Annotated in this window: 11 protein-coding genes and 4 tRNA genes; 7 read left to right on the forward strand and 8 right to left on the reverse strand. The window is 70.7% G+C overall.

Translation table 11 applies throughout. The annotated features are described in order from the left end of the window. From ACFY7C_RS25240 to ACFY7C_RS25250, 3 genes are all read right to left on the reverse strand, one after another. Positions 1 to 1,845, reverse strand: a 1,845-nt coding sequence (locus tag ACFY7C_RS25240) for a DEAD/DEAH box helicase (RefSeq protein WP_389654544.1), incomplete at its 3' end; no start/stop codon positions are given. Positions 1,846 to 2,056: 211 nt separating this feature from the next. Next, a complete protein-coding gene (locus tag ACFY7C_RS25245) occupies positions 2,057 to 2,656 on the reverse strand; it encodes a hypothetical protein (RefSeq protein WP_389654546.1) in 600 nt (199 codons plus the stop codon). Positions 2,657 to 2,866: 210 nt separating this feature from the next. Next, positions 2,867 to 3,217 carry a metallopeptidase family protein gene (locus ACFY7C_RS25250; RefSeq protein WP_352076949.1) on the reverse strand — a complete coding sequence of 117 codons (351 nt, stop codon included), beginning with the start codon at positions 3,215 to 3,217 and terminating at the stop codon, positions 2,867 to 2,869. A 105-nt stretch (positions 3,218 to 3,322) separates the two neighbouring features. On the opposite strand from ACFY7C_RS25250, the gene ACFY7C_RS25255 reads away from it, so the two are divergent. From ACFY7C_RS25255 to ACFY7C_RS25265, 3 genes are all read left to right on the forward strand, one after another. Beyond that, positions 3,323 to 3,395 (forward strand) — tRNA-Glu (locus ACFY7C_RS25255). A 39-nt stretch (positions 3,396 to 3,434) separates the two neighbouring features. Beyond that, a tRNA-Asp gene (locus ACFY7C_RS25260) sits at positions 3,435 to 3,508 on the forward strand. 22 nt (positions 3,509 to 3,530) lie between these two features. After that, a tRNA-Phe gene (locus ACFY7C_RS25265) sits at positions 3,531 to 3,604 on the forward strand. A gap of 138 nt (positions 3,605 to 3,742) precedes the next feature. Here the strand turns inward: ACFY7C_RS25265 and ACFY7C_RS25270 are convergent. From ACFY7C_RS25270 to ACFY7C_RS25280, 3 genes are all read right to left on the reverse strand, one after another. Beyond that, positions 3,743 to 4,579, reverse strand: a complete 837-nt coding sequence (locus ACFY7C_RS25270; protein ID WP_389654548.1) for a cytochrome c biogenesis CcdA family protein — start codon at positions 4,577 to 4,579, stop codon at positions 3,743 to 3,745. Continuing rightward, positions 4,576 to 5,463 (reverse strand): DsbA family protein, encoded by an 888-nt coding sequence (locus ACFY7C_RS25275; protein WP_389654550.1) that lies wholly within the window; start codon positions 5,461 to 5,463, stop codon positions 4,576 to 4,578. The genes ACFY7C_RS25270 and ACFY7C_RS25275 overlap by 4 nt, the downstream gene beginning before the upstream one ends. A 62-nt stretch (positions 5,464 to 5,525) precedes the next feature. Beyond that, positions 5,526 to 5,879, reverse strand: coding sequence for a hypothetical protein (locus ACFY7C_RS25280; RefSeq protein WP_389654552.1), 354 nt, complete (start codon positions 5,877 to 5,879; stop codon positions 5,526 to 5,528). 182 nt (positions 5,880 to 6,061) lie between these two features. On the opposite strand from ACFY7C_RS25280, the gene hrpA reads away from it, so the two are divergent. Together hrpA and ACFY7C_RS25290 are read left to right on the forward strand one after the other, a co-directional pair. Continuing rightward, a complete protein-coding gene (gene hrpA / locus ACFY7C_RS25285; protein ID WP_389654554.1) occupies positions 6,062 to 10,036 on the forward strand; it encodes an ATP-dependent RNA helicase HrpA in 3,975 nt (1,324 codons plus the stop codon). A gap of 77 nt (positions 10,037 to 10,113) precedes the next feature. Continuing rightward, positions 10,114 to 10,187 (forward strand) — tRNA-Asp (locus ACFY7C_RS25290). A gap of 415 nt (positions 10,188 to 10,602) precedes the next feature. Here ACFY7C_RS25290 and bldC read toward each other — a convergent pair. Together bldC and ACFY7C_RS25300 are read right to left on the reverse strand one after the other, a co-directional pair. Then, the gene (gene bldC, locus ACFY7C_RS25295; protein ID WP_003949541.1) at positions 10,603 to 10,809 is read right to left on the reverse strand and encodes a developmental transcriptional regulator BldC; all 207 of its coding nucleotides are present in this window, start codon (positions 10,807 to 10,809) and stop codon (positions 10,603 to 10,605) included. 545 nt (positions 10,810 to 11,354) lie between these two features. Continuing rightward, positions 11,355 to 12,209: a hypothetical protein gene (locus ACFY7C_RS25300; protein WP_389654556.1), complete on the reverse strand. Its 855-nt coding sequence runs from the start codon at positions 12,207 to 12,209 to the stop codon at positions 11,355 to 11,357. A 153-nt stretch (positions 12,210 to 12,362) separates the two neighbouring features. On the opposite strand from ACFY7C_RS25300, the gene ACFY7C_RS25305 reads away from it, so the two are divergent. Both ACFY7C_RS25305 and ACFY7C_RS25310 read left to right on the forward strand, forming a co-directional pair. Further along, on the forward strand, positions 12,363 to 13,451 hold the full coding sequence (locus ACFY7C_RS25305; protein ID WP_389654558.1) for a Leu/Phe/Val dehydrogenase: 1,089 nt from the start codon (positions 12,363 to 12,365) through the stop codon (positions 13,449 to 13,451). 288 nt (positions 13,452 to 13,739) lie between these two features. Beyond that, a complete protein-coding gene (locus tag ACFY7C_RS25310; protein ID WP_345486740.1) occupies positions 13,740 to 13,997 on the forward strand; it encodes a DUF3073 domain-containing protein in 258 nt (85 codons plus the stop codon). The last annotated feature ends 38 nt before the right edge of the window (positions 13,998 to 14,035 follow it).

Genomic DNA, 14,035 nt, shown 5'->3' on the forward strand with positions numbered 1-14,035 from the left:
GTCACCACCGCGGTCGCCACCACGGTCATCGCGACGGTCACGGTTGAACGAAGGACGCTCGCCACCACGCTCGTCACGACGGTCACGGTTGAACGACGGGCGGTCGTCGCGGCGGAAGCCACCACGGTCACCACCGCGGTCGCCACCACGGTCATCGCGACGGTCACGGTTGAACGAAGGACGCTCGCCACCACGCTCGTCACGACGGTCACGGTTGAACGAGGGACGCTCGTCACGGCGGTCGCGGTCGAAGTCGCGGCGCTCCTCGCGCACCGGCTCCGCCACGGCGGCCGCGGCGAGCTCGGCCTCGGCGGCCTCGGTCACCTCGGCGATCGCGGCCTCCGGGTCCTCGCCGCGCTCGCGGGCGGCGCGGGCCACCAGGCGGTCGGCCTCCTCGCGGAGCTCGACGGCGCGGCGCTGCAGGCGCTCCAGCTGCTTGGTCAGGTCGGCGACCTCGCGCTCGGCCTGCTTGGCGGCGTTGTTCGCGGAGTCGGCCTGCACCTCGGTCAGGGACCGGGCGCCGGTGATCTCGGCGACCTCGGGGTCGAACGCGCCGGCGCCGCCGACGATGTGGCGCGTGGCGTCGACGCCCGCGTCCTCCATCAGGCGGAAGATCTGGCGGCGCTGGTGCGGCAGGGCCAGGGAGACCACGACACCGGAGCGGCCGGCACGGGCGGTGCGGCCCGAGCGGTGCAGGTAGTCCTTGTGGTCGCCGGCCGGGTCGACGTTCAGGACGAGGTCGATGCCGTCGACGTGGATGCCGCGGGCGGCGACGTCGGTGGCGACGAGCGCGTTGACGTAGCCGTCCTTGAAGTCGGCCAGGGTGCGCGTACGGGCGCCCTGGGTCATGCCGCCGTGCAGCGCGTCGGCCTTCACACCGGCGTCGCGGAGCTGCTCCGCGATGCGGTCGGCGCCCAGCTGGGTGCGGACGAAGATGATCGTGCGGCCCTTGCGGGCGGCGATGGCGGCGGTGACCGGGGCCTTGTCCTTGGGCTTCACGACCAGGACGTGGTGGGTCATGGTGGTGACGTTGCCCTGGGCGCTGTCGACCTCGTGGACGACCGGGTTCGACAGGTAGCGCTTGACCAGCGTGCTGATCTCGTTCTCCATGGTGGCGGAGAAGAGCAGGCGCTGACCGCCGGCCGGGACCTGGTCGAGCAGCTCGGTGACCTCGGGCAGGAAGCCCAGGTCGGCCATCTGGTCGGCCTCGTCGAGGATGGCGACCTTGACCTGCTCCAGGGAGCAGGCGCCGCGGTTGATGATGTCGCGCAGACGGCCGGGGGTGGCGACGAGGATGTCGACGCCGCGCTCCAGCGCGTAGATCTGGTTGCCCATCGACGTACCGCCGCAGACGACCTTCATCTTCAGGCCGAGCACGTCGCCGTAGGGCTGGAGGGCGTCCGCGACCTGCATCGCGAGCTCACGGGTCGGCGTGAGGATGATGCCGCGGGGCTTCTTCTTGTCGGTGTGGCCGCCGGCCAGGGTGGCGAGCAGCGGCAGACCGAAGGAGAGGGTCTTGCCGGAGCCGGTACGGCCACGGCCGAGGATGTCCTTGCCGGCCAGGGCGTCCGGGATGGTCGCCGCCTGGATCGGGAAGGGGGTGGTCACGCCGTTCTGGGCGAGCTTGCGCACGACGCCCTCGGGGAGGCCCAGGTCACCGAAGGTGATCTGCGGCTCGTCGGCGGAGGTGTCGTCGGCCTCGACGGTCGTCTCGTCGGTCGTCTCGACGCTCGCGTCGAGGGCGGCCTCGGCGGCCTCCACGACATCGGCGGCGTCGACGTCGACGACAGCGACGATCTCGTCGTTCTCGGGCAGGACGGCGTGGTCAGAACTGAAAATGGACATGCGAAATGCGAAACCTTCCGGAGTCTCGGCACGCGCCCGTCAACTCCGTGTTTCGCACTACGACCGCCTCAATGCGGTCAGCCACGGCAAGGGAGAGTACGCGCCAGTCACGGCGCTCTTCGGTCGTGGCGCCGGGCAAATGGGATCAAACGATCTACCACCATACGCACTCTCCCCCGTCCAAGGCAAACCGAGCTCCGTCACACCCGCGCTACACCGGCCCGGCCTGCGGTGATGCCTCAGGCTCCGCCGCCCCGCCGGGACCCTCCGCCGCCCGCATGGCACCCATGTGGGTGTCCGCGCCGGGCGTCGTCGTCGGCGTCTCGCTCACCGTCGGCTCGGGCGTCGGCTCCTGCGTGGGCGTGGTCGGCTCCGGGGTCGGCGTCGGCTGGGTCGGGTCCACCGGTGGCGTGGTCTCGCCACCCGGCGCCCCCGAGCCGCCGCCGTCGGCGCCACCGTCCGCACCGCCGGACGGCGGCTGCTGCGGCCTGGGCGACCCGCCGGGACCGTCCGGGCCGGCCGCGCCGCCCGGCTTGGCCGTCGCCGACGGCGATCCGCTCGGTACGGGGGTCTGCTCGCCCTCGCCGTCCGGATCGGGCCCGCTGCGCCCCGTACGGTCGAAACCGCCGCCCCGGCCGCCGGCGAGCCCGTCCTCACCGGACCCGGCCGCCTCGCCCCCCTTCCCGGCGGAGGTGCTGGGCGCCGGCTTCGCGCCGTCCTCACCGACACTCATACAGCCGCTCAGGCCCGCGCAGGCGGCGACCGCCAGCGCGGTGGCGGCCCATCTCACGGGGGTGGGCAAATGGCGCACGGAGGCACCTCCAGGACGGGGCAGGCAGGAACGGGACCCGCGCGGTGTGAACGCGCTGCCCTGCCCAACTCCCTTCGCACCACAAGGGACACGCCCGGCGTGCGCCCGGGATGCGACACCCCGGGACGGAACGCGCCCGGGACAGGACCCGCCCGGGACGGAACGCGCCCGGGACGGAATGCGCCCGGACCGGAGTGCGCCCGGGGCGGCTCAGCCGTAGCCGAGCGCGTGCAGCCGTTCGTCGTCGATGCCGAAGTGGTGGGCGATCTCGTGGACCACGGTGATCTCCGTCTCCGCGACCACGTCCTCGCGCGACGCGCACATCCGCAGCGTCGGCCCCCGGTAGATGGTGATCCGGTCCGGGAGCACCCCGGCGTACCACTCGCCCCGGTCGGTCAGCGGCGTTCCCTCGTAGAGCCCGAGAAGCTCCGGATCGTCGGAGGGCGGCTCGTCCTCCACGAACACGGCGACGTTGTCCATCAGCCGGGTCAGCTCCGGCGGGATCCGGTCCAGGGCCTCGGCGACGAGCTCCTCGAACTCCTCGCGCGTCATCTCCAGCACCCGCTCATTCTCCCCCCTCGGGAAACCGTTTTGGCGATACCGCCTGCCATCCCATATGCTTCTCACGTCCCCGACGCGCTGAGAAGCGCCCAGGCGGGCCTCTTAGCCCTCATCGTCTAGTGGCCCAGGACGCCGCCCTTTCAAGGCGGTAGCACGGGTTCGAATCCCGTTGGGGGCACGCACAACCCTGTGCGAGACTGGTTCTCGCACACCATATGGTCCTGTGGAGCAGTTGGTTAGCTCGCCACCCTGTCAAGGTGGAGGTCGCGGGTTCAAGTCCCGTCAGGATCGCTGAGGCCGGAAACGGCTTCGTGGCTGGGTAGCTCAGTTGGTACGAGCGATCGCCTGAAAAGCGATAGGTCGCCGGTTCGACCCCGGCCCCAGCCACAAAGAGAAAGGCCCCGTTCGAAAGAGCGGGGCCTTTTTCGTGTATGCCCCGGGCCCCGAGGCCGGCTGTACGGGATGGCCCGGGCCCCTCCCGTACAGCCGGAGCCCGTACAGCCGGAGCCCGGCACGGCCGGAGCCCTACGTCTCCTCCCGCCGGCGCCCGCCCGACCGCGCCCGCCACCCGAGCGCCGCCGCCACCACCGCGACCAGGGCCAGGAGCAGCGCCCAGTCCGGGACCGCGCGGCCGAGGCCGGCCACCCGCTCCTCCACGGCGAAGGAGTCGTCGACCGAGAGCAGTCCGGGCAGGGCCGTGGTCCCGTCGAAGACCAGGAAGAGCGTGCCGAGGGCGATGAAGAAGAGGCCCGACAGCAGCGAGGTCGAGTGCAGCGCGAAACGGCCCAACCGGATCGGCCGGCCCCGCAACCAGCGCCGCCGCCCCAGGTCGTAACGCTCCCAGAGCAGCGCGAGCACGAAGAGCGGGACGGCCATCCCGAGCGCGTAGACCGCGAGGAGCAGGCCCCCGTAGGCCGGGCTGCCGCTGAGGGCCGCGACCGTCAGGACGCTGCCGAGGATCGGGCCCGCGCAGAAGCCGGCGAGGCCGTAGACCAGTCCCAGGGCGTAGACGGAGAACGCGGTCGTGGGGCGGATCCGGCCGCTGACCTCGCTCATCCGGCGGGACGCGAAACCCAGGCCGAGGATCTGGAGCGCCCCGAGGGCCACGATCAGCCAGCCCCCGACGGCCACCAGGAGATCGCGGTGGCCGTAGAAGAGCCGCCCGGCGAAGGAGCCGGCCGCGCCCAGCGGGACGAGGGTGGTGGCCAGACCGGCGTAGAAGATCCCGGTCCTGGCCACGAGCCGGGCCCGGGTGTCGACGGAGTACGCGAAGAAGGCCGGGAGCAGCAGGGCGCTGCACGGGCTGAGGAGGGCGAGCAGGCCGCCGAGGAAGGCCGCGAAGTAGCCGATGCCGGAGGTCACCGGCTCCCCTCCGGGCCCGGCTGCTCGGCGTCCGCCGGCTTGTCGGCCGGCTTGTCCGTTGCCTTGTCCGTCGCCTTGTCGGCCGCCTTGTCCGCCGCCGCCTTCGCCGCCGCCTCGATGGCCTCGGTGAAGGTCTCCTTCGGCTGGGCGCCGGCGATCGGCCGGCCGTTGACCAGGAAGGAAGGCGTCGAGGTCGCGCCGAGCGAGTAGCCCTGCTCCTGGTCGCGGCGGACCGACTCCCGGGCGGCGGCGCTGTCCGCGTCCCGCGCGAAGCGGGCCAGGTCCGGCACGCCCGCCTCCTTCGCCAGGGCGGTCAGGCGCTCCTCGCCGAAGCCCTTCTCCTTGGCGCCCGGCGCGTACGCGGCCTTGTGGAACTGCCAGAACCGGCCCTGCCGGCCGGCCGCCCAGGAGGCGCGGGCCGCCGCCTCGGACTCCTCGCCGAAGATCGGGAAGTTCCGCCACTCGATGCGCAGGGTGCCGGCGTCCACGTACTTCTTCACCAGCTCGGGCTCGGTGTCCCGGGCGAACTTGCCGCAGTAGCCGCACTTGAAGTCGGCGTACTCGATCAGCACGACGGGCGCGTCGACCCGGCCGAGGGCGAGCTTGTCGGCGGCGACGCGACGGGCGTAGGCCTCCAGCTCGGGGTAGACGCCGGCGGACGGGTCGGCGGACACGTCGGCGACGGCCGACGAGTCGCCGGAGCCGCCGGAGCCGCCGGAGCCGCCGGGCGCGTCCGGCTTGGTGGCGGTGTACGAGACCAGGCCGAGCAGCGCGGCGGCGACGGCCACCCCGGCGACGATCAGGACGGGCCTGGACCTGGACGCCGAATCGGACGCGGCCTTGGACGCGCCCTTGGAGGCGGGCTTGGACGTGGACTTGGGCATGCTGAGGCACTCCTGAACGGGGAGGAAAAGAGGACGACGGGCGGCGAGAGGGCGCCGGTCGTCTACACCCGCAGGATCGACAGCTCCATCGGTGACGGAGGCACCCGCTCCGGTGGCGACGGGCCCGGCGCCGTCTCCCGTACGTCCTGGTCCCCGCCCCAGCATCCCCACGGCGCCCGGTCGGCGGCCGGCACGGGCAGCAGCTCCCCGAAGCCGTGGGAGCGCGGCGGTACGGCGGGCCCGGCCGCGCCCTCGTCGCCGCCGTGCCCCTGGCCGCAGCCGGGGTTCGCGGGGCCGGGCGCGGCCACCTGGATCTTCCCCGCCGGAGCGGCCGCCGCCGCCCCGCAGACCGCCAGTCCGAGGACCAGGGCCGCCAGCGCGGCGAAGGCCGCCAGCGCGCGAGCGGTGCGGGACATGGGGAGACCTTTCAGGTGGGCGTGCCCGAAATATTACGCAGCGGGATGTGCGGCGGGACATGACGCAGCGCGCCACCGCCGTCCCCGGGACGGCGGGCCGTCGCCGCCCCGGGACGCGGGCGGGCCGCCACTCGTAAATCGGTTCGCCGCTTCTCCGCCGCAGGTGCGATCCTGGATTCCGTATGTCTACTTCCTTCGCCGCCCTCCAGTCCGTCCTGGCCGAGGTCTCGCTGCGGGACTCGCACCGGCTCGGCCGCCGTCTCGAAGGCGCCCGCCGCATCCGTAAGCCCGAGGCCCGCGAGGCCGTACTGGACGAGATCGCCGCCGAGGCCGGCAAGGCCAAGGAGCGGGTCGACGCGCGTGCCGCACGCGTGCCCGCGATCACGTACCCCGAGCAGCTGCCCGTCTCCCAGAAGAAGGACGAGATCCTGGAGGCGATACGCGACCACCAGGTCGTGATCGTCGCGGGTGAGACCGGCTCCGGAAAGACGACGCAGATCCCGAAGATCTGTCTGGAGCTCGGCCGTGGTGTCCGGGGCATGATCGGGCACACCCAGCCCCGCCGGATCGCCGCCCGCACGGTCGCCGAGCGGGTCGCGGAGGAGCTGAAGACCCCCCTCGGGGAGGCCGTCGGCTGGAAGGTCCGCTTCACCGACCAGGTGAACCCGGAGGCGACCTTCGTCAAGCTGATGACGGACGGCATCCTGCTCGCCGAGATCCAGACGGACCGCGAGCTGCGCGCGTACGACACGATCATCATCGACGAGGCCCACGAGCGGTCCCTCAACATCGACTTCCTGCTCGGCTATCTGGCCCAGCTGCTGCCGAAGCGCCCGGACCTGAAGGTCGTGATCACCTCCGCGACCATCGACCCGGAGCGCTTCTCCCGCCACTTCGGGGACGCCCCGATAGTGGAGGTCAGCGGTCGCACGTATCCGGTCGAGGTGCGCTATCGGCCCCTCCTCGAAGAGGACTCCGACGAGTCCGACCGGGACCAGATCACCGCGATCTGCGACGCCGTGGACGAGCTCCAGAAGGAGGGGCCGGGCGACGTCCTGGTCTTCCTCTCCGGCGAGCGCGAGATCCGCGACACGGCGGACGCGCTCACCAAGAAGAAGCTCTTCAACACCGAGATCCTGCCCCTCTACGCCCGGCTGTCCCACGCCGAGCAGCACCGCGTCTTCCAGGCGCACTCCGGCCGCCGGATCGTGCTCGCGACGAACGTCGCCGAGACCTCCCTCACCGTCCCCGGCATCAAGTACGTGATCGATCCGGGCACCGCCCGCATCTCGCGCTACTCGCACCGCACCAAGGTGCAGCGCCTCCCGATCGAGCCGGTCAGCCAGGCCAGCGCCAACCAGCGCAAGGGCCGCTGCGGCCGTACGTCGGACGGCATCTGCATCCGCCTCTACTCGGAGGACGACTTCCTCACCCGTCCCGAGTTCACGGACGCGGAGATCCTGCGGACCAACCTCGCCTCCGTCATCCTCCAGATGACCGCGGCCGGCCTCGGCGACATCGAGAAGTTCCCCTTCATCGACCCGCCGGACCACCGCAACATCCGGGACGGCGTGCAGCTCCTCCAGGAGCTCGGGGCCCTGGACCCGACGCAGAAGGACCCGAAGAAGAGGCTCACCGAGCAGGGCCGGAAGCTGTCCCAGCTGCCCGTGGACCCGCGGCTGGCCCGCATGGTCCTGGAGGCCGACAAGAACGGCTGCGTCCGCGAGGTCATGGTGATCGCGGCGGCGCTGTCCATCCAGGACCCGCGCGAACGCCCGGCGGAGAAGCAGGCGCAGGCCGACCAGCTGCACGCCCGCTTCAAGGACGAGACCAGCGACTTCCTCGCCTTCCTCAACCTGTGGCGCTACATCCGCGAGCAGCAGAAGGAGCGGGGTTCCTCGTCCTTCCGCCGGATGTGCAAGCAGGAGTATCTGAACTTCCTGCGGATCCGCGAGTGGCAGGACATCTACGCGCAGCTGCGCACGGTCGCCAAGCAGATGGGCATCCACCTCAACGAGGAGGATGCGCCCGAGCAGTCCGTGCACGTCTCCCTCCTGGCCGGCCTCCTGTCCCACATCGGCCTGAAGGACGTGAAGGAGAGCAAGGACGGGGCGAAGGACGGGGCGCGCCGCGAGGGCTCGCGGAACGAGTACCTGGGCGCGCGCAACGCCAAGTTCGCGATCTTCCCCGGCTCGGCGCTCTTCAAGAAGCCGCCGCGCATGGTCATGTCCGCGGAGCTGGTGGAGACCTCGCGGCTGTGGGCGCGGGTGAACGCGCGGATCGAGCCCGAGTGGGTCGAGCCGCTGGCCCAGCACCTGGTGAAGAAGACGTACAGCGAGCCGCACTGGGAGAAGGACCAGGCGGCGGTCATGGCCTTCGAGAAGGTGACGCTGTACGGCGTGCCGATCGTCGCGGACCGCAAGGTGAACTACGGGCGGATCGACCCCGAGGTCTCCCGCGAGCTGTTCATCCGCAACGCGCTCGTGGAGGGCGACTGGCGCACCCACCACAAGTTCTTCGCCGACAACCGCAGACTCCTCACCGAGGTCGAGGAGTTGGAGCACCGCGCCCGGCGCCGGGACATCCTCGTCGACGACGAGACGCTGTTCGACTTCTACGACAAGCGGGTGCCCGAGCACGTCGTGTCGGGGGCGCACTTCGACTCGTGGTGGAAGCACAAGCGGCGCGAGGAGCCGGAGTTCCTCGACTTCGAGCGCGAGATGCTCATCAACGAGAAGGCCGCCGGGGTCACGAAGGACGACTATCCGGACTCCTGGCGCCAGGGGCCGCTGAAGCTCCGCGTGACGTACCAGTTCGAGCCGGGCGCGGACGCGGACGGCGTGACCGTCCATGTCCCGCTCCAGGTGCTCAACCAGGTCACCGACGAGGGCTTCGAGTGGCAGATCCCGGGTCTGCGCGAGGAGGTCGTCACCGAGCTGATCCGGTCGCTGCCGAAGCCGATCCGCCGCCACTACGTGCCCGCGCCCAACTTCGCGACCCGGTTCCTGGACTCCACCGTCCCGGTGCAGGAGCCGCTGACGACGGCGCTGGCGCGCGAGCTCCAGCGGATGGTCGGGGTGCCGCTCACGGCGGACGACTTCGACTGGGCGAAGGTCCCCGAGCACCTGAAGATCACCTTCCGGATCGTCGACGAGCGGCGCCGCAAGCTGGCCGAGGACAAGGACCTGGAGGCGCTCAAGCTCCGCTTGCGCCCCAAGGCCCGTCAGGCGCTCTCCAAGGCCGCCGCGGCGGCCACGGGCGGCCCGGACGGCTCCGGGCCCTCCCTGGAGCGCACAGGGCTCAAGGACTGGACGATCGGCACCCTCACCAAGGTCTTCGAGACCCGGCGGGCCGGCCAGCCGGTCAAGGCCTACCCGGCGCTCGTGGACGAGGGCGACAGCGTCGCCGTACGCCTCTTCGACACCGAGGAGGAGCAGGCGCAGGCGATGTGGCGGGGCACCCGGAAGCTGATCATGCTGAACATCCCGGTGAATCCGGCGAAGTTCGCCTCGGACCGGCTGACCAACCAGCAGAAGCTGGCCCTGTCCTCGAACCCGCACGGCTCGATACAGGCCCTCTTCGACGACTGCGCGACCGCCGCCGCCGACCGGCTGATCGCGGACCACGGCGGACCGGTGTGGGACGAGGAGTCGTTCCGGAAGCTGTACGACAGGGTCCGCGCGGACCTCGTGGAGCTGACCGTGCGCACGGTGGGCCAGGCGCAGCAGGTCCTCGCGGCCTGGCAGGCCTGCGAGCGGCGGCTGAAGGCGACGAGCAGCCCGGCGCTGCTGCCGAACCTCCAGGACGTGCGCGAGCAGCTGTCCTGGCTGATGCCGGCCGGCTTCGTGACGCGCACGGGCCTGAAGCGGCTGCCGGACCTGATGCGCTACCTGGTGGCGGTGGACCGGCGGCTGCAGCAGATGCCGACGGGCGTGCAGCGGGACACCACCCGGATGCAGAAGGTCCACGAGATGCTGGACGAGTACGCCTGGCTGCTCGAACAGCTCCCGAAGGGCCGCCCGGTGCCGTCCTCGGTCACGGACATCCGCTGGATGATCGAGGAGCTGCGGGTGAGCTACTTCGCGCACGCCCTGGGCACGGCGCACCCGGTGTCGGACAAGCGGATCGTGAAGGCGATCGACGCGGCCGTCCCGTAGGGGTCCTGAGGCCGGTTCGACCAGACCGCCGAGCTGCTGTACAGTTTTCCTCGCAGCCGCTGCTCAGAGGCTGCGAAGGTCCTGTGGAGCAGTTGGTTAGCTCGCCACCCTGTCAAGGTGGAGGTCGCGGGTTCAAGTCCCGTCAGGATCGCAAGCGAAGAAGGCCCGCACCGAATGGTGCGGGCCTTCTTGCGTTCCCACGAACGAGGGACCAAGGTCCCACCGAGCGGTGACCAATGGCGCGTTGGCGAACTCCTCGCACGTGGCAGGCTGTTGGTTGGCAAGAGTTGGGTGGTGTGACGGGTGTCACTCAACCAGTTTCAGAAACGACCACACTTACACCCTCCCTACATACCCCCGATTTTATATGTGCCATTGCACCAACCGGCCGACGAGGGGCGCGGGAACAAAAAAGATCGCGCCGGACCCGGCGGAGTCCAGCGCGATCGGTGACGGAGAACCTGTTGGGGCAGGTGCGCGTCGGCAGAGCTTGGGGTGGGCGGACCGGGTTGGGGGACCCGGCGAAATGCCCGGTGTTACGGGGTGTTGCGTGCCTCGCGGGAGCCTCAGGCCTCGCTGCGCTGCTGCGGAATGCCCGCCAGCAGGGCGCGGACCTCAGCCTCGCGGTACCGGCGGTGTCCACCCAGGGTGCGGATGGACGTGAGCTTTCCGGCCTTCGCCCAACGGGTCACCGTCTTCGGGTCCACACGGAACATCGTGGCAACCTCGGCAGGGGTCAGCAGCGGCTCGGCATCAGGGGTGCGAGCGGTCATGAGCGGCCTCCTCGGGAGAACCGAACCTTCTCGGTTCTTTCCTCTAAATTCTGCACCTTGACCCGCCTTGCCCGAAATGGCAGAAGCGGGCCGAGTCGGTTATAGGACGAACGGCTTGTCCTCGGCACTACAACTACACCATCCGTCCAGCCACGTCGGCCAAACCGATGGAATTGCCCTCGCAGGTGTTCATCAGCGGCGGAAGTCGATGGACCATGCCATAACGGACAGTCACGCCACTGTGACGATCAGTCACAGAGCGATCAGGAGTCCTCAGACCCCCCATAGAGTGCAATGCTGAGCGTTCCGCCCAAACTTGGACGGAAGGAACCCTCCCCGGACTCCTTGTCCTATTTTGGCACGAGGGTGGGCGATGGGCGCAAGGGTGCGGTAAGTGCTGTCCGTCACGCTTGAGCCAAAGGCCCGGATCGGGACCTACGTCCCGCCGCACCCGCACCGGCGTCCCCACCAGAGCACACCAAAGACCCGAACAGGTGTCCAGCGATGATGATCATTTACATCAGATGGAGATGCCCTGTCGATGGTCAGTTGGCGAACTGCAGGTCACGGACCGCCCGCCACCGCTCCGCGAGACGCTCGTAGGTCGCCCGCGCGACCTCCCCGTCGCCGTCCCGCAGCGCCGCGATCCCCTCCGCCAGGTCCGCGGCCGAACGGTCCGCCGCCAGCGCCTCCGGCGCGACCGCGTGCACCAGGCCGCCGTAGTCCAGCTCCACCAGCGCCCGCGGATGGAACTCCTCCAGCCAGCGCCCCACCCCGACCAGGCTCTCGGTCATCGGGCCCTCCGTGATCGCCCCCCGCAGCGCCTTCAGGGAGCGCGCCAGGCGCCGCCGTGCCTGCGCCATCGGCGTCCGGTAGCGCAGCACCGCCCCGCCGGGCCCGCCCGGCCCGTCGGCCGGCTCGTACTCCCGCTCCTCGTCCGAGAAGAGCGCGAACCAGCTCAGCGGCACCCGCCACACCGCGCCGCGGATCCACGGCCGCGCGTCCGGGTTCCGCTCCAGCCACCGCGCGTGGTCCGCCGTCACCTGCTCCCGCACCACCGGCGGCACCATCGCGTCCAGGACCGGCGCCGGCAGCGTCCCGCCCACCAGCTCCTCCATCGCCAGCCAGCCGCGCAGCCGGGTCCGCCACGGACAGACCAGGACCACCCCGTCCACCGACACCACGAACGCGTCCCCGCTCTCGTGCACCGGCACCGGCACCGGCGGCACCGGCACCAGATCGGCCAGCGCCCGCCGCAGTTCGTCCTGCGCGCCCGGCGTGTCCGTCCGGCGCGCGTACCGGGCCCAGTGGTCCCGCTCCGCGGCCGGGAACGCGGCCAGCGGCTCGTACACCCGCAGATAGGAGGCGTAGGGGACCAGTACCGAGGACGCGACCGACATGTCGCGAATCCTTCCACGCGGGTACTCCTCGAGGGGGTGATCCTCGGCACTGCGTCCCTGCTACGGACAGGTAGGACTTAATCTTCTGCCGTTCCGGTCCCACCCCCACCCGCAGGGGGGACCTTCCGCCGCCTCGTTTTGGGAGTCACCACCGTGACCGATGTGACCGGCGTTCCTGACGTACTGCACACCCTGTTCCACTCGGAGCAGGGGGGCCACGAGCAGATCGTGCTGTGCCAGGACCGCGCCACGGGCCTCAAGGCCGTCATCGCCCTCCACAACACCGCCCTGGGCCCCGCCCTCGGCGGCACCCGCTTCTACCCGTACGCCACCGAGGCCGAGGCGATCGCCGACGCGCTCAACCTGTCCCGCGGCATGTCGTACAAGAACGCCATGGCCGGTCTCGACCACGGCGGCGGCAAGGCCGTCATCATCGGCGACCCCGAGCAGATCAAGACCGAGGAGCTCCTCCTCGCCTACGGCCGCTTCGTGGCCTCCCTCGGCGGCCGCTACGTCACCGCCTGCGACGTCGGCACCTACGTCGCCGACATGGACGTCGTGGCCCGCACCAACCGGTGGACCACCGGCCGCTCCCCCGAGAACGGCGGCGCCGGCGACTCCTCCGTCCTCACCGCCTTCGGCGTCTTCCAGGGCATGCGCGCCTCCGCGCAGCACCTGTGGGGCGACCCCACGCTGCGCGGTCGCAAGGTCGGCGTCGCGGGCGTCGGCAAGGTCGGCCACTACCTGGTCGAGCACCTGATCTCCGACGGCGCCGAGGTCGTGATCACGGACGTCCGCGAGGAGTCGGTGCGCCGGATCACCGAGAAGTTCCCGCAGGTCTCCGTCGTCGCCGACACGGCGGCCCTGATCCGCACCGAGGGCCTGGACGTCTACGCTCCCTGCGCGCTGGGCGGCGCCCTCAGCGAGGAGACGGTGCCGTTCCTGACCGCGAGCATCGTCTGCGGCGCGGCCAACAACCAGCTGGCCCACCCGGGCATCGAGAAGGACCTCGTGGAGCGCGGCATCCTCTACGCGCCCGACTACGTGGTCAACGCCGGTGGCGTGATCCAGGTCGCCGACGAGCTGCACGGCTTCGACTTCGACCGGTGCAAGGCCAAGGCCGCGAAGATCTTCGACACCACCCTGGAGATCTTCGCACGTGCGAAGGCGGACGGCATTCCGCCGGCCGCGGCGTCCGACCGGATCGCCGAGCAGCGCATGTCCGAGGCGCGAAGGGCCTGAGCTTGACAGGTCCGGCCCGTCGCCGGCGGGCGATTCGCGAGACTTCGCTCACGCCGATCGGCGGGTCGGACCTCAAGAAGAGGTTAAAATCGCGATTGACCAGCGAGGACAGGGCACCTCGATGGTTCTGTACCGGGGTATGTGATGCGCGCGGCGTACCGTAGACCGACGGAAACAGGTACCGTTGAAGCCCTACGGACCGGTCTCTCTCCCGAGAGCCCGTTCCGAATCATGAACGCGTGTCAAGACTCTGGGGCCGTCGAGCCCCGTCACCGAGGGGGTCGAGCCATGGGGCGCGGCCGGGCAAAGGCCAAGCAGACCAAGGTCGCCCGCCAGCTGAAGTACAGCAGCGGCGGGACCGACCTTGCGCGTCTGGCCCACGAGCTGGGCGCTTCGACGACTTCGAGCCAGCCGCCGAATGGCGAGCCGTTCGAGGACGACGACGAGGAAGACGACCCGTACGCGCAGTACGCGGATCTTTACAACACGGACGACGAGGACGAGGACGACGAGTCCGGTCCGGCGTCCACTCAGCGTCGCGCTTGACCTTCTGAACATCGAAACCCGGTCCGGGCACCCGGACC

Source organism: Streptomyces sp. NPDC012769 (assembly GCF_042901205.1).
GTDB lineage: Bacteria > Actinomycetota > Actinomycetes > Streptomycetales > Streptomycetaceae > Streptomyces.